The organism is Amycolatopsis marina (assembly GCF_900111885.1).
Taxonomy (GTDB): Bacteria; Actinomycetota; Actinomycetes; order Mycobacteriales; family Pseudonocardiaceae; genus Amycolatopsis; species Amycolatopsis marina.
Map to the genome: position 1 here is coordinate 197356 of NZ_FOKG01000008.1, position 14380 is coordinate 211735.

Genomic DNA, 14380 nt, shown 5'->3' on the forward strand with positions numbered 1-14380 from the left:
GGTAACCCATGTCCGGCAAGCGATGACTGGAATGTGGTTATGGAATCGCAGCACGTGCAAGTACAGCGGTCTCGTTGGCCGATGCTGGTGGCCGGGCTGGTGCTCGGCTTGGTGCTGGGCGGCGGCGGTGTGGCTCTGGGATGGGTACTGTCGTCTTCGGGCGGGGGTGATTCCAACAGCGCCGTCGCCGACGCCGATGCGGCCTGCGCACTGCTGGAGCGGATGAGTTCCGAACTTGATCCGAGCAAGCAGCTCGCGGAGTACCACCGATGGGGTGCGGTGTTCAGCCTGGCCTCGGCCGCCGCGGAGGAGGACGAGCGCTACAAGGAGCTGGCCGATGCGATGAAGACACCCGTGACCATCGTCCAACGGACGTTCGACGGTCAGAGCCCGGAGTTCGTCGACGCGGTGGCCGAAGCCCGGTTGGCCTGCACCGCTCGCTGAGCCCCTATCCGAATCCACGCCGAATAGGTACTCGTACCTATCGGTTCCACGCTTGTTTAGTCCTTCGTCGTGCGCACACGCTGATCGGAAGCGTCCCTGCCGCCGCGAAGGAGCCAGCACGATGAGACTGCGTCACACCCTGCCCGCGATCGTGGTCGCACTGGCGCTCGTGGGTGCGCCAGCCACCGCGAGTCAGCCACAGCACGTTCTCGCCGCTCCCGACATCCCGGTTGCCAACGTTCAGGCCCACCTCGCCCAGTTGCAGACGATCGCCGGGAACAACGGGGGCAACCGGGCCCACGGCAGGCCCGGGTACAAGGCGTCGGTGGACTGGCTCAAGGGCAAACTCGACGCCGCGGGGTACCGCACCCAGGTGCAGCAGTTCAGCCGCAACGGCGCCACCGGTTACAACCTCATCGCCGACTGGCCGGGCGGCGACGAGTCCAACGTCGTCATGGCGGGTGCGCACCTGGACAGCGTGTCGGCCGGGCCGGGGATCAACGACAACGGCTCCGGTTCGGCGGGCCTGCTCGAGGTCGCGCTGACCGTCGCGCGCAACGGCGGCACACCGGACAAGCACCTGCGGTTCGGTTGGTGGGGCGCGGAGGAACTGGGCCTCGTCGGCTCGACCCACTACGTCAACACATTGTCCTCAACGGACCGGAGCAGGCTCGACGCATACCTGAACTTCGACATGATCGGCTCGCCGAACCCCGGTTACTTCGTCTACTCCAGCTATCGGCAGCCCGCTGGCTCGCAGGCGTTGGAGAACCTGCTGAACGAGGGCTTCCGGGCCAGGAACGTGCCGACCGAGGCGATCAGTATCGGCGGCCGCTCCGACCACGCGGCCTTCGCCCGCGCGGGAATCCCGATCGGTGGCACGTTCAGCGGCGCCGAGGTACGGAAGACCTCGAGCCAGGCGATGAAGTGGGGCGGCAGCGCGGGGGTGGCCTTCGACCGCTGCTACCACCGATCCTGCGACACCACCAGCAACATCAACACGACCTCGCTGGACCGGCACACCGACGTCATCGCCCACGCGATCTACACCCTCTCCGGCGCGAACTGACAGCCGCCACCGACAGCTCGGTCCAGGGATGGTGCGTCTGCAAGTACCACCAAGCAAGATCATCGGCACCGCCAACTACCCCCATCCGCACTTTCCCGGGAAAGTGCGGATGGGGGTAGTTGGCGTCAGGGCGCACCCAGTCAGGTGCTCGACACCGGCACCGGCACTGGGGTCGGCCTGGCCAGCACCTGGTCCAGAACGTCGGTGAGTAACCGCGCCGGATCTGGGACCAGTGCCGTGACCCGCATCGCGACGATCGCGTCCGGTCGCACGAGCATGGACCCGTCATCGGACAGCCACGGTGCGTGGACCCGGTGCGCCGGTAGGCCGACGTCCGCCGCGGCGGTGAGCCACCGGTCGCCCGCGCCGCCCACCAGCAGAGTCCACCGGGACGCGACCAGGTCGAGCGTGGAGACCCCGTCGACCCACGCGTGGGGCAACCGTGATCCCGGCGACCCGTCCAGCGTCACCGCCAGGTCCACTGTGGATGGCAGTTCCGGCTGTGGATCGACGACGGCGGCCGAGTCGTATCGCTGGCCGAGGTGCACGACCGGCGCCGCCCACACCCCCGCGGCCGTCCTGGCGGCGTCGGCCTCAGGTCCACGCCCCCAGTGCAGATCTGGGTCGGGGAGCCTGCGCATCGCCTGGTCCAGTGTCGCCACGGCGACCGGCTCGCGCTCCTGAGCGTAGGTGTCGAGCAGACCGGCGCCCGCCTCACCCTTGTGCACGGCGCCCAGTTTCCACGCCAGGTTGTGCGCGTCCGCGACCCCGGTATTGAGGCCGAACGCGCCCAGCGGCGACACGGTGTGCGCGGCGTCGCCGACGAGGAACACACGGCCGACGGCGAAGCGGTCCGCCATGCAGCTCCGGGGCCGCCAGGGGAGCACGCTGCGCACCTCGACGGCGAGGTTGGGATCGCCGACCGCCGCCCGGACGACCGCGGTGCACCGCTCGTGCGTGAAGTCCTCCTGACGCTCGTTCCCTTCCACGTCGCAAGCGACGTGGAAGACCCAGTTCGTCTCGCCGTCCACGGTCGCCAGCAGACCGGGCGCCTCCGGCGTGGTGATCGTGCAGGTGGCGAAGGACATTCCCCGCAGGTGTGGTCGGAGGTCGGCCCGGAACAAAATGTTGAGCATCGACTTTCCCAGCTCGCCGGGCCCGGAGGTGCCCACGCCGAGCGCGGTCCGGACGGCGCTGTGCGTGCCGTCCGCAGCCACCACACGTGCGCAGCGCAACGAGTAGCGGCCATCGGGACCCGCCAGTTCGACGTCGACCCGGTCGGCGTCCTGCGCGATGCCGACCAAACGGGTCGACCAGCGCAGATCCGCTCCTCGGCGCGCCAGGTAGGCGGCCACCACGGCGTCGAGGCGGTCCTGCGAGCAGACGCCCCGCAGCCTGAACGGCATTGTGTCCAGTTCGTCGGCGGACGGGGTCGGCATGGGCACGGTCACGACGTCTCCCGCGCCCATCTCGACGACCGTCCGCGCCACCGCCTTGCCTGCGGAGCTTCGGAGGTCGACCGCCTCGGCGTCGGCGGCGGTGTCGAGCCCGAGCTCGCGGAGGATCTCGACGGTGCGCGGTCCGATGCCGGTGGCGCGCGGGTGGACCGACGGACCAGACCGGCGTTCGACGAGCACCACGGGAACGCCGTGGTGGGTGAGCAGCGCCGCGGCGAGCAGCCCGACGCTGCCGCCTCCAACCACGAGCACGGGCACCTCTGGATACACTGTTGTCGTCATGGATACACCGTATCCAGAAGGTAGGATGCCGGTCAACGAGGAAAGGAGCCCACTCGATGACCGAACCCGCTCCCTCGATGGTGTGGACCAGGCCACGCCCGCAACCGCGCCGACGTGCACCGGGGGTGGACCAGTACGTGGCCGCCGCGCTGGCCGTCGCCGACGCGGAGGGCTTGGCCGCGGTGTCGATGCGCCGGATCGCGAGCGATCTCGGTTCCGGGACTGCCACCCTCTACCGCTACATCACCAACCGCGACGAACTGCTGGATTTGATGATCGACGCGGTGCAGGGCGAGGACCCGATCCCCGAGCCGGTTGGGGACTGGCGCACCGATCTCGCCACGGTCGCGCACGCGCTGCGCGCGACCCTGCTGCGGCATCCGTGGTTGGCCGGCGAACTGTCGGGCAGGCCCTCGCTTGGCCCCAACTCGCTGCGGCGGTCCGAATCCGCCCTGCGCGCCGCCGTCGCACTCACGCCCGACATCACCCTGGCGTCGCAGGCACTCGGCGCCGTGCGCGCGTACGTGCTGGGTTCGGTGGCCACTCAACAGGCCGCTCGTCGTGACGAGCAGCGCACCGGCCTGACCGAGGAACAGTGGCAGCGCAGCGTCGGTCCCTACATCAGCGAGGTCCTCGCGGCGGGCGAGCACCCGATGCTCGCCCGCCGCGTCCTCGAAGGCGAGGAACTCGACCCCGACGTCGAGTTCGCGTTCGGTCTGGAATGCGTGCTCGACGGTCTCGCGGCCAGACTGGGTCGCTGACCGGTCGATACGCGTACCGGTTGAGTGGGTCCGGGCCGGTGAACAACTGGACCGCGTCATCGACGGTGGCTTGGACTGCCGTTGGTCGGGGCGAGGTGACCGCTTGCCGACAGCCACCTGCCGGTGGAACTGGTGTTCGAGTAGCGTCGGTGGTGTGGACGTGGACGAGCGGGTGATACCGGCGTGGCAGCTTTCCGAGGGGGAGCTGCTCGGTGCCCTGCCGAGTCCGAAAAGGTCTTGCGGCGGCAGTACGGGCGGATGCTGGAACTAGTGGCGGAGACGGAAAAGCGCGGTGCAGCCGCGGCGCAGGGGTATGCGGGCACGGTGTCGCTGTTGATGATGGCGCTGCGCCTGACCCGCGCTGAGGCCAAGGCCCGTGTCGCGTAGGCGACCACTCCAATGCCGGTGGCGCAGGACGCTCTGCGGGCGGGAGAGATCGGCGCCGCGCAGGTGGCACAGATTCAGAAAGTCCTGACCCAAGCACCGGACACTCTTCCCGAGGCCGAGCGGCTCGCGACGGAGAACACGCTGGTCGAACTGGGCTGCCAGGCCGACGCCACCAAGGTCGCCAAGGTCGGGCAGCGGATCCTGGGCCACTGGGACGTTGAGAACGCTCCCCCGAAGGATCGGGAGCACCCCAAGGGGCCGTATCGGGAGTTTTACGGCCGCTACCGCCGGGACGGACAGTACGTGTTCTCCGGGCAACTGGACCCGGAATCAGCTGGGGAACTGGAAGGCGTCATGCATCCGCTGGCGAAGCCTGACCCGGCCGATGTCGACGGCGCCCCGGACCGCCGCAGCCATGCGCAGCGGCAGGGCGACGCCCTCGCCAACATCATCAGCCGCACCGCCCGCGCCGACGATCTCCCGACCACCGGCGGCGAACGCGCCGTGGTGACGGTGACAGTGTCCCTGGCGGAGTTGGAACAGCGTGCGGAAACCGCGATGCGGGGCGCGACTGGCTACACCTCGATCAGCCAACTCCGCCGCTGGTGTTGCGAAGCGAAAGTGTTGCCCGCCGTCCTCGGCACCCACGGCGAAATTCTCGACCTCGGCCGCGCCCAGCGCCTCGCCACCCCGGCTCAGCGACGGGCACTGGCGATCCGGGACGGGGGCTGCACCCGGCCGGGCTGTACACGCGGTCCGAAGTGGTGTCAGGTTCACCACGTGGTGTGGTGGATCGCCAATGGACCGTCCGGTCTGGACAACATGATCCTCGTCTGTGCGAAACACCACCGCGAGCTGCACCACACCGGATGGTCGGTCCGCATCCGCCACGGAACACCGGAGTTCATCCCACCGGAATGGCTGGACCCGGAACAGAAACCCATACGGAACAGCGCACACGATCCGCCCGGTAGGCGGCGTCATCGATCGGCGTCGACCCAGAGCAGGCCGACGTCGGCCCGCTGGCCCAGGACGCGCAGCATGCTCTCCTCGGACGTGAAACGCCCGTGCACGGTCTCGTCCATGGACCGAACCACCAAGTGGTCCTCGAACCCGAGTCCCCAGGCGAAAACCTGACCGTCCCACCCCACATCGTCCTCTGTGGATTCTTACAGCGCGAACCGCCGGGGTGGATTGGCGAGCGCCCACGACCTCAGCAGGGCACGCAGCTCGTCTCGCGTCCGGGGCAACTCGGGAGTCATGGAGACAGCGTTGCACTACGGCGGACTGTCCCAGTAGTTGAAACAGCGGATCCGATCGTGTGATCGCGCCCGTGCCGGTCGACGCGATGAGATGAGGAGCGAGCACCGGAGAGGGGAGCCAGATGCCGACCAGACACGGCACCGCGCGCATTCGCAGCATCGCGACCGAGTTGCGAGACCTGCGTGACAAGGCAGGCCTGAGCACGCGGGAGGCGGCCAAGCGGGTGGGCATGTCCGCGTCCACGCTGAACCGGCTGGAGAACGGCGGCAAGGCCGTCGAGCCGGAGGACGTCTCGGCGCTGCTGGTGGTCTACGCCGTGACCGGCGTCGAACGCGAGCGCCTGCTGCAACTGTCCCGAGAGGCGAACCTTCCAGGCTGGTGGGAGACGGGCGACCGGCCGCTACCTAAGCATTTGCCTGCCCTGATCAGCTTTGAGTCGGAGGCGACGGCCATCGTCCATGTGTCGATGTTGCGTATCCCAGGGCTGCTGCAAACCGCCGACTACATCCGTGAAGTCATGTCAGCAAACCAGGTCGCCGCACCTGAGGTGGAGGCCCGGGTGGCTGCGCGACTTGGTCGTCAATCGGTGCTCACCAAGCCCCGGCCTCCCCAGTACCTGGTGATTCTCGACGAGGCCGTTCTGCGGCGGCCTGTTGGCGGTGGTCAGCTCATGGCGGAGCAGCTGAGGCACGTCGTGAACTCTGCGCGCAGGCCGAACATCGAGGTGCGTGTGATCCCATTCGCGCGAGGTGAGCACGCGGGTGTTGACGGCACCTTCGTCGTGATGGATTTCGCCAAGGCTCGCTCGATCGTCTACCTGGAACACAAGCGGTCGTCGCTGTTCGTGGACGACCCGGATGAGGTTCGTGTGTTTCATCAAACGACAGATACGCTGCTCACTACGGCCCTTGGATCGGGTGAATCACTGGAGTTTCTCGCGTCAGTGGCTGACGAATACAGCGAAGGGTGAAACACGATGGAGCGTTCCGAAGGGGTGCGGGACGCCGCATGGCGCACAGCCAGCTACAGCGGAACCGAAGGAGAGTGCGTCGAGGTCGCGCCGCTGCCGGGCGTCACCGCCGTCCGCGACACCAAGGACCGTGACGGCGGCACGCTCCAGTTCCCCACCGTCGCGTGGCGCGCCTTCACCGCGAACCTCGTTTGAGCTACCGCAGCTGGTCGCGGCGCCGGGTCAGGTAGGCGATCTCGGCGGTGTTGCCCGCCAGCTCGATGGCTCTGTCGTATGCCGAGCGCGAATCCTGGCCGCGGCCCAGTCTGCGCAGCAGGTCGGCGCGGCTCGCATGGTAGGCGTGGTATCCGGCCAGCTTGTCCGCAAGACGGTCGACGGCCGCCAGTGCCACCTCCGGGCCGTCGAGCTCGGCGACCGCGATGGCTCGGTTGAGGGCGATGATCGACGAGGGGTCGAGGCGGACGAGCTGGTCGTAGAGGGCGACGACCTGCGACCAGTCGGTGTCCCGTATGTCGCGGGCGGAGGTGTGCACGGCGTTGATCGCCGCGAGGATCTGGTAGCGGCCCGGAGCCACACCGGTGGCCAGGCGCTCGCGCACCAGCCGATGGCCCTCGGCGATCAGCGCCGCGTCCCAGGCGCCGCGGTCCTGCTCGTCGAGGGTGACCAGTTCGCCGCTCGCCGAGACCCGGGCGCAGCGGCGGGCCTCGGTGAGCAGCATCAGCGCCAGTAGCCCGGCCACCTCACCGTCATCCGGCATGAGGGCACGAATCAGGCGGGTGAGGCGGATGGCCTCGGCGGTCAGGTCGTGACGAACGGGATCGGTGTCGGGGCCGGTCGCCAGATAGCCCTCGTTGAAGACGAGATAGAGGACGGCGAGTACGCCGGCGACCCGTGCCGGAAGATCCTCCGCCGCGGGTACCCGATAGGGGATGCGAGCCGCCTTGATCTTGGCCTTCGCGCGGGTGATCCGCTGTCCCGTGGTGTTCTCCTGCGCCAGGAAGGCGCGGGCGATCTCGGGCACGGTCAGGCCGCCGACCAGGCGCAGCGTCAGCGCCACGCGGGTCTGCATCGCGAGCGCGGGGTGACAGCAGGTGAAGATCAGCCGGAGCCGCTCGTCGTCGATGACGCCGAGCGGCACAGTCGGCACAGCCGGGTCGTCGTCGTACACCAGCCGAGCCTCCTTCTGCTTGTCGTCGCGCTTGTTCTCGCGGCGGATCCGATCGATGGCCTTGCGGTTGGCGGTGGTGGTCAGCCAGGCGCCGGGATTGGGGGGTACGCCGTCGGTGGGCCACCGCTCGACGGCGGTCGCGAACGCCTCGGCGGTCGCCTCCTCGGCGATGTCGAGGTCACCGAACCGTCTGGCCAGGTGGGCGACCACCCGTGCCCACTCCGCCTGGTGGGCCCGGGTGATCGCGTCCTCGACGTCGTTCACTGGAACGGCCGTACCTCGATCTTCCGATCGCAGACCTTCGACGCCTCGGCGGCGAGCTTGAGCGCCACATCCAGATCAGGTGCCTCCCACACCCAGACGCCGGCGAGATACTCCTTCGACTCCACGAAAGGTCCGTCGCTGAACACCGCCTGCTCGCCACGGTTGTCGACGACCGTGGCAGCGTCGGTGTCCGCGAGTCCGCCCGCGAAAACCCAGTGGCCCTCGGCGATCAGTCGTTCGTTGAACGCGCTGATGGCGGGCCGCCTGTCCGTGCTGCCGGGATTGGTCTTGTCATCGATGACGGAAACCAGGTACTGCATCTGAAGATCATCTCCCTTGCTTCAAGTCAGTGTGGTTCGGTGTCAGGGGCTTCAGGCCGTGGCATACCGCGGGCGCCCCCCGGGCCGGTAGACACCGATCGTCACCCCGTTGGGGATGGCTCGTGAGCCGACCAGCTCGAGCGCCGTGTCCGGGCCGTTGGCGGGGAACAGCCGCGTGCCCTGGCCGACGATCAGGGGATAGGTGACCAAGGTGATCTCGTCGACCAGATTGTTGCGGATGAGCCAGCGAACCAGGTCGCCGCTGCCGTGCACCTGCAGTTCGCCGCCGGGCTTGGCCTTCAGCTCGCCAACGGCGGCCGCGACGTCTCCGGCGAGGACGGTCGTGTCCGCCCAGTTCGGGTCGGTGAGGGTGGTCGACGCCACGTACTTGGGCCGCTTGTTCAACGCCACCGAGATCGGGTTGTCGCCCTGATCCGTCCCCCAGGAGCCGGTTCCCCAGGAGCCGGCGAAGATCTCGTAGGTCCGGCGGCCGAACAGGAACGCGTCGGCGCGCTGGAAGACCTGGCCGAGCCACGTCTCGGCCTCGTCGTCGAACAGCGGCAAGGCCCATCCGCCGCGCTCGAATCCGTCGCCGCGGTCCTCCTCCGGCCCGCCGAGTCCCTGCATCACTCCGTCCACCGTGACGTGCGTGATGGTCGTCAGCTTCATGATCTGAGCTCCTCCGGGTCGCAGGCGCCCCTCGTGGGCGGCCTCTCACCCCTTCTACGAACAATCCCGCCCCGATCCGACACCGCCTCCCCAAAATTTTTCCGACAACTTTCCGGCACGAACGCCAAAAGGGCCACCCCGCGTCCGATGAACGCGAGATGGCCCTGACGGGGCGACTGCTCAGGGCAGCCTCAGACGCGGCGGAACAGCAGCGCGCGCTTCACTTCCTGGATCGCCTTGGTGATCTGGATGCCACGGGGGCAGGCGTCGGTGCAGTTGAACGTCGTGCGGCAGCGCCACACGCCCTCGGCGTCGTTGAGGATGTCCAGCCGCTCCTCGGAACCCTCGTCCCGCGAGTCGAAGATGAACCGGTGGGCGTTCACGATCGACGCGGGCCCGAAGAAAGAGCCGTCGCTCCAGTACACCGGGCACGCCGACGTGCAGCAGGCGCACAGGATGCACTTGGTGGTGTCGTCGAACCGCTCGCGGTCCGCCTGCGACTGGATCCGCTCGCGTGTCGGCTCGTTGCCGTAGGCGATCAGGTACGGCTTGACCGCCTTGAAGGCCTCGAAGAAGGGCTCCATGTCGACATAGAGATCCTTCATCGTCTGCAGGCCCTTGATCGGCGCCACGGTGACCGTGGTCTGCTTGCCTTCCTTCGCAAGCAGGTCCTTCACCAGCACCTTGCAGGCCAGCCGGTTGATCCCGTTGATCTGCATGGCATCGGAGCCGCAGATGCCGTGCGCACAGGACCGGCGGAACGACAGGGTGCCGTCCACGTAGCTCTTGATGTTGGTGAGCAGGTTGAGCACCCGGTCGGTCGGCAGCGCCGGGACGTCGTAGGACTCCCAGTGCGGCTCGGTGTCCAGCTCCGGGTTGAACCGGAGGATCTTCACCGTGATGGTGACCGATCCTTCCGGCGCCGGGATTTGTGAGGTGTCATGGGAGCCGGTGGTGGGCTCGGCGACAGCGGTCATCAGTACTTACGCTCCATCGGCTCGTAGCGGGTGAACACCACCGGCTTGTAGTCCAGCCGGATGTCGGCGAGGAAGCCGGTCAGCCCGAGCGGGGCGTCCGGATCTTCCTTCTCCGGCAGCAACTTGTACGACATCGAGTGCCGCATGAAGTTGGTGTCGTCCCGGTTCGGGTAGTCCTCGCGGGCGTGCCCGCCACGAGATTCCTTACGTGCCAGCGCGGCGTGCACCAGTGCCTCGGCCAGGTCCAGCAGGAAGCCGAGCTCGACGGCCTCCAGCAGGTCGGTGTTGTACCGCTTTCCCTTGTCCTGCACCGCGATCCGGCCGTAGCGCTCCTTGAGCGCCTGCACGTCGGACAGCGCTTGCTTCAGCGTCTCCTCGGTGCGGTAGACGGCTGCGTTGGTGTCCATGGTCTGCTGCAGGGCCGTGCGGATGTCGGCTACGCGCTCGCCACCGTGTGCGGTGCGCAGGTGCTCGACCATGCCCTCGACCATCTTCGCCGGGGTCTCCGGCAGCTCGACGAAGTCGTGCCCGGACGCGTACTCGGCGGCGGCGATACCCGCGCGACGGCCGAACACGTTGATGTCCAGCAGCGAGTTCGTGCCCAGGCGGTTCGAACCGTGCACCGAGACGCAGGCGACCTCACCGGCGGCGAACAGACCGGGGATGACGTTCTCGTTGTCCCGCAACGCCTCGCCGTGCACGTTGGTCGGGATCCCGCCCATCGCGTAGTGCGCGGTCGGGTACACCGGCACCGGCTCGTGCACCGGGTCCACACCCAGGTAGGTACGGGCGAACTCGGTGATGTCCGGCAGCTTGGACTCCAGCACCTCGGCGCCGAGGTGCGTGCAGTCGAGGTACACGTAGTCCTTGCTCGGCCCGGCGCCACGGCCCTCGAGCACCTCGAGCACCATCGACCTGGCGACGATGTCGCGCGGCGCGAGGTCCTTGATCGTCGGGGCGTAGCGCTCCATGAACCGCTCGCCGTCGGCGTTGCGCAGGATCGCGCCCTCGCCTCGCGCGCCCTCGGTGAGCAGGATGCCGAGCCCGGCCAGACCGGTCGGGTGGAACTGGTAGAACTCCATGTCCTCCAGCGGCAGGCCCTTGCGGTAGTAGATGCCCATGCCGTCGCCGGTCAGCGTGTGCGCGTTCGACGTCGTCTTGAACACCTTGCCGAAGCCACCGGTCGCGAACACGATCGACTTGGCCTGGAACACGTGGATCTCGCCGGTCGCGAGCTCGTAGGCGATCGCGCCGGAGGCGACCTGCTCGCCTGCCTCGTTGGTGCTCAGGGTGATGTCGAGGACGTAGAACTCGTTGTAGAACTCGATCCCGTGCTTGACGCAGTTCTGGTACAGCGTCTGCAGGATCATGTGCCCGGTGCGGTCGGCCGCGTAGCAGGCCCTGCGCACGGCGGCCTTGCCGTGGTCGCGGGTGTGCCCGCCGAAGCGACGCTGGTCGATCTTGCCCTCGGGGGTGCGGTTGAACGGCAGCCCCATCTTCTCCAGGTCGAGCACCGCGTCGATGGCCTCCTTGGCCATAATCTCCGCGGCGTCCTGGTCGGTCAGGTAGTCGCCGCCCTTGACGGTGTCAAAGGTGTGCCACTCCCAGTTGTCCTCTTCGACGTTGGCCAGCGCGGCGCACATACCGCCCTGAGCCGCTCCCGTGTGCGAGCGCGTCGGGTAGAGCTTGGTGAGCACCGCGGTGCGCGAGCGCTGACCGGCCTCGATCGCCGCTCGCATGCCCGCGCCGCCCGCTCCGACGATCAACACGTCGTATTTGTGGAACTGCATGAGAAAAACTCTCCTGGTGGGGGGTCAGCTGGCCGCGATGTTGGGGTCGAAGGTGAAGACCACCAGTGTGCCGACAACGAGGATGACGAACATCGACACATAGAGCACCATCTTCAGCCAGAAGCGGGTGCTGTCCTTGCGGGCGTAGTCGTCGATGATCGTGCGCAGGCCGTTGCCGCCGTGCAGCTGGGCGAGCCAGAGCATCGACAGGTCCCAGAACTGCCAGAACGGCGAGGCCCAGCGGCCCGCGACGAAGGCGAAGTTGATCCGGTGCACGCCGTCGTCGAGGATGTTCATGATGAACAGGTGGCCGAGCACGAGGACCACCAGCGCGAGGCCGGACAGGCGCATGAACAGCCAGCTGTACAGCTCGAAGTTACTGCGCCGGGCGGCCGGCCTGCGCGGCGAGCGGGGCTTGTCCAGTGTGAGGGATTCGGTAGTCATCAGTTCGCCCCTCCGAGCAGGTCGGAGACGGTCCGCTCGAGCATGAAGTAGGTGCCGGGGACCATCACCAGGATCCAGATGCCGACGATCGTCCACAGCATCGGCCGCTGGTACCGCGGCCCTGGCTCCCAGAAGTCGATCAGCATCACCCGGATGCCGTTGAGCGCGTGGAACAGGACCGCGCCGACGAGGCCGACCTCGAGAAGGTTGACCAGCGGTGACTTGTAGGTCTCGATGACCTCGTCGTAGGCGTTCGGGGACACCCGGACGAGCGCCGTGTCGAGCACGTGGACGAACAGGAAGAAGAACGTGAGCACGCCGGTGATGCGATGCAGCACCCAGGACCACATTCCGGGGTCGCCGCGATAGAACGTTCCGTTCCGGCGCGAGGCACCCGCCCGATCGCTCGCCTCCGCCGTCGCGGCGGTGCTAGCCGTGGTGGACATCGGTGAAAGGCCTCCAACGTCGTGGCAGACTGAGCCCGCTTGATCAGAACTCCGGTTGCCATCGAGAGGCGCGTCCACCTGGGACGGTTCGGCGACGGTGCCGGGGTAATGGTCATCGAGCGTGGATGCAAGGGATGCTAGACCCGCCCCTTCACACCCGCCCAACCTCGGGTTGTTCTGTGTGATGGACCAGACACAGGACGTGTGGTACACGTCTCCCTGACGGTGCTGACGGTGCGGCGGCAAGATCACCTGACCCCGCCAGCGTGACTACAGCCAGTGCACGACTCGTTGCGATGTGATTCACGGAATGAACATTTAGGTTACGTAGGGTGCATTGAGGGTGGCGGCCATCCCACGGACCGGTACCGTTCGCCAGTCGGTCCGGCATCGCAGAGCCCGGGCCGTTCTCGGTTTGTCCGCTGGAACAGCGGGGAGGGAGATACACCGTGCGTTCACTGCGTGGTGGCCGGATCGTGGCGATCGCCGCGGCCGGAGTGCTGGCCCTGGCAGGTTGTGCCAAGGACTCCGGCAGTAATGACAACGCCTCGGGCAGCGAGGGAGGCAACGCGGGGGAGTGCGTGACGGCGGAAGCCCCGCCCGCGCCGCCGGCGGCGGCCTCGAGCGAGAGCGCCGCGGGGGCGGACGTCGACGCGAGCAAGCTCAAGGTCGGCCTCGCCTACGACGTCGGCGGCCGGGGTGACGCCTCGTTCAACGACGCCGCCGCGGCCGGCGTGGACCGGGCGGTGGAGCAGATGGGCGTTGCGGACACCACCGAGAGCACCGCGTCCGCCACCGAGGACGAGGCCTCCAAGCAGCAGCGGCTGAGCCAGATGGCCAACGAGGGCTTCAACCCGATCATCGCGGTCGGCTTCGCCTACGCCGAGGCCCTCAAGGCCGTCGCGCCGAAGTTCCCGGACACCCAGTTCGCCATCGTCGACGACAACTCGGTCGAGGCCGAGAACGTGACACCGCTGGTGTTCGCCGAGGAGGAGGGCTCCTTCCTCGCCGGTGTCGCCGCCGTCTACAAGAGCGAGAACTGCCACATCGGCTTCGTCGGTGGCGTGGACACCCCGCTGATCCACAAGTTCGAGGCGGGCTTCCTGCAGGGCGCGAAGGCCGCGTCGGACAAGGTCAAGATCGAGAACGACTACCTCACCCCGGCCGGCGACATCTCCGGCTTCCAGGACCCGGGCAAGGGCAACGTGGTCGCCAGCGCCCAGGTCGACAAGGGCGCGGACGTGCTCTACCACGCCGCGGGCGCTTCCGGTAAGGGCGTCTTCGAGGCGGCCAAGTCCGGCAACGCGAAGGCCATCGGGGTCGACTCCGACCAGTACAACCAGAAGACGCTGGCTTCGGTCAAGGACGTCATCATCACCTCGATGATCAAGCGGGTCGACGTCGCGGTCTTCGACTACATCGCCGCGGTCGCCAAGGACGACGTCTCGACGCTGCCCGAGCGCTTCAATCTTGAGGTGGACGGTGTCGGCTACTCGACCTCCGGTGGCATGATCGACGACATCGTGCCGCAGCTCGAGGGTTACAAGCAGCAGATCGTCGACGGCGCGATCACGGTTTCGGACAAGCCGGAGAACTAACCGCCAGATCACGGACGTGGGGCCAGAAGAGCGACCCTCTTCTGGTCCCACGCCGTGATTTCATGGGGAGC

16 protein-coding genes are annotated in these 14380 nt (G+C 67.8%); 8 read left to right on the top strand and 8 right to left on the bottom strand.

What is annotated here, in order from left to right; translation table 11 throughout:
• Positions 1-39: 39 nt before the first annotated feature.
• On the top strand, positions 40-444 hold the full coding sequence (locus tag BM199_RS15435) for a hypothetical protein (protein ID WP_091673899.1): 405 nt from the start codon (positions 40-42) through the stop codon (positions 442-444).
• Between the two features lie 121 nt (positions 445-565).
• Entirely contained in the window at positions 566-1513 is a 948-nt protein-coding gene (locus tag BM199_RS15440; RefSeq protein ID WP_091673900.1) for a M28 family metallopeptidase, read from the top strand.
• Between the two features lie 140 nt (positions 1514-1653).
• On the opposite strand, the gene BM199_RS15445 is transcribed toward BM199_RS15440, so the two are convergent.
• A complete protein-coding gene (locus tag BM199_RS15445; RefSeq protein ID WP_091673901.1) occupies positions 1654-3252 on the bottom strand; it encodes an FAD-dependent monooxygenase in 1599 nt (532 codons plus the stop codon).
• Positions 3253-3308: 56 nt separating this feature from the next.
• On the opposite strand from BM199_RS15445, the gene BM199_RS15450 reads away from it, so the two are divergent.
• The 5 genes from BM199_RS15450 (at position 3309) to BM199_RS15465 (ending at position 6828) form a co-directional block, all read left to right on the top strand.
• Positions 3309-4013, top strand: coding sequence for a TetR/AcrR family transcriptional regulator C-terminal domain-containing protein (locus BM199_RS15450; RefSeq protein ID WP_245788379.1), 705 nt, complete (start codon positions 3309-3311; stop codon positions 4011-4013).
• Positions 4014-4271: 258 nt separating this feature from the next.
• Positions 4272-4400, top strand: coding sequence for a hypothetical protein (locus tag BM199_RS34925; RefSeq protein WP_281245702.1), 129 nt, complete (start codon positions 4272-4274; stop codon positions 4398-4400).
• Positions 4401-4418: 18 nt separating this feature from the next.
• The gene (locus BM199_RS15455; protein ID WP_245788380.1) at positions 4419-5537 is read left to right on the top strand and encodes an HNH endonuclease signature motif containing protein; all 1119 of its coding nucleotides are present in this window, start codon (positions 4419-4421) and stop codon (positions 5535-5537) included.
• A gap of 247 nt (positions 5538-5784) precedes the next feature.
• A complete protein-coding gene (locus tag BM199_RS15460) occupies positions 5785-6633 on the top strand; it encodes a helix-turn-helix domain-containing protein (protein WP_177242631.1) in 849 nt (282 codons plus the stop codon).
• A 6-nt stretch (positions 6634-6639) separates the two neighbouring features.
• On the top strand, positions 6640-6828 hold the full coding sequence (locus BM199_RS15465; protein WP_091673903.1) for a DUF397 domain-containing protein: 189 nt from the start codon (positions 6640-6642) through the stop codon (positions 6826-6828).
• Between the two features lies 1 nt (position 6829).
• On the opposite strand, the gene BM199_RS15470 is transcribed toward BM199_RS15465, so the two are convergent.
• The 7 genes from BM199_RS15470 to sdhC all read right to left on the bottom strand — a co-directional run bounded on the left by BM199_RS15470 (position 6830) and on the right by sdhC (position 12711).
• Positions 6830-8065, bottom strand: a complete 1236-nt coding sequence (locus BM199_RS15470) for an RNA polymerase sigma factor (protein ID WP_091673904.1) — start codon at positions 8063-8065, stop codon at positions 6830-6832.
• A complete protein-coding gene (locus BM199_RS15475; RefSeq protein ID WP_091673905.1) occupies positions 8062-8385 on the bottom strand; it encodes a YciI family protein in 324 nt (107 codons plus the stop codon). The genes BM199_RS15470 and BM199_RS15475 overlap by 4 nt, the downstream gene beginning before the upstream one ends.
• A 51-nt stretch (positions 8386-8436) precedes the next feature.
• On the bottom strand, positions 8437-9054 hold the full coding sequence (locus BM199_RS15480; protein ID WP_091673906.1) for a dihydrofolate reductase family protein: 618 nt from the start codon (positions 9052-9054) through the stop codon (positions 8437-8439).
• Positions 9055-9245: 191 nt separating this feature from the next.
• Positions 9246-10031, bottom strand: a complete 786-nt coding sequence (locus BM199_RS15485; protein ID WP_091673907.1) for a succinate dehydrogenase iron-sulfur subunit — start codon at positions 10029-10031, stop codon at positions 9246-9248.
• On the bottom strand, positions 10031-11821 hold the full coding sequence (gene sdhA, locus BM199_RS15490) for a succinate dehydrogenase flavoprotein subunit (RefSeq protein WP_091673908.1): 1791 nt from the start codon (positions 11819-11821) through the stop codon (positions 10031-10033). The genes BM199_RS15485 and sdhA overlap by 1 nt, the downstream gene beginning before the upstream one ends.
• Positions 11822-11845: 24 nt before the next feature.
• Positions 11846-12265, bottom strand: coding sequence for a succinate dehydrogenase hydrophobic membrane anchor subunit (locus BM199_RS15495; protein ID WP_091673909.1), 420 nt, complete (start codon positions 12263-12265; stop codon positions 11846-11848).
• A complete protein-coding gene (gene sdhC, locus BM199_RS15500) occupies positions 12265-12711 on the bottom strand; it encodes a succinate dehydrogenase, cytochrome b556 subunit (RefSeq protein ID WP_091673910.1) in 447 nt (148 codons plus the stop codon). The genes BM199_RS15495 and sdhC overlap by 1 nt, the downstream gene beginning before the upstream one ends.
• Before the next feature lie 458 nt (positions 12712-13169).
• On the opposite strand from sdhC, the gene BM199_RS15505 reads away from it, so the two are divergent.
• Positions 13170-14309, top strand: coding sequence for a BMP family lipoprotein (locus tag BM199_RS15505; protein WP_091674015.1), 1140 nt, complete (start codon positions 13170-13172; stop codon positions 14307-14309).
• Positions 14310-14380 lie beyond the last annotated feature (71 nt).

Bases quoted from the DNA above. Each gene is read 5' to 3' on its own strand.
- sdhC (WP_091673910.1), bottom strand. From the start codon at position 12,711: ATGTCCACCACGGCTAGCACCGCCGCGACGGCGGAGGCGAGCGATCGG.
- BM199_RS15495 (WP_091673909.1), bottom strand. From the start codon at position 12,265: ATGACTACCGAATCCCTCACACTGGACAAGCCCCGCTCGCCGCGCAGG.
- BM199_RS15435 (WP_091673899.1), top strand. From the start codon at position 40: ATGGAATCGCAGCACGTGCAAGTACAGCGGTCTCGTTGGCCGATGCTG.
- BM199_RS34925 (WP_281245702.1), top strand. From the start codon at position 4,272: ATGCTGGAACTAGTGGCGGAGACGGAAAAGCGCGGTGCAGCCGCGGCG.
- BM199_RS15485 (WP_091673907.1), bottom strand. From the start codon at position 10,031: ATGACCGCTGTCGCCGAGCCCACCACCGGCTCCCATGACACCTCACAA.
- BM199_RS15465 (WP_091673903.1), top strand. From the start codon at position 6,640: ATGGAGCGTTCCGAAGGGGTGCGGGACGCCGCATGGCGCACAGCCAGC.
- BM199_RS15445 (WP_091673901.1), bottom strand. From the start codon at position 3,252: ATGACGACAACAGTGTATCCAGAGGTGCCCGTGCTCGTGGTTGGAGGC.
- sdhA (WP_091673908.1), bottom strand. From the start codon at position 11,821: ATGCAGTTCCACAAATACGACGTGTTGATCGTCGGAGCGGGCGGCGCG.
- BM199_RS15460 (WP_177242631.1), top strand. From the start codon at position 5,785: ATGCCGACCAGACACGGCACCGCGCGCATTCGCAGCATCGCGACCGAG.
- BM199_RS15480 (WP_091673906.1), bottom strand. From the start codon at position 9,054: ATGAAGCTGACGACCATCACGCACGTCACGGTGGACGGAGTGATGCAG.
- BM199_RS15475 (WP_091673905.1), bottom strand. From the start codon at position 8,385: ATGCAGTACCTGGTTTCCGTCATCGATGACAAGACCAATCCCGGCAGC.
- BM199_RS15440 (WP_091673900.1), top strand. From the start codon at position 566: ATGAGACTGCGTCACACCCTGCCCGCGATCGTGGTCGCACTGGCGCTC.
- BM199_RS15450 (WP_245788379.1), top strand. From the start codon at position 3,309: ATGACCGAACCCGCTCCCTCGATGGTGTGGACCAGGCCACGCCCGCAA.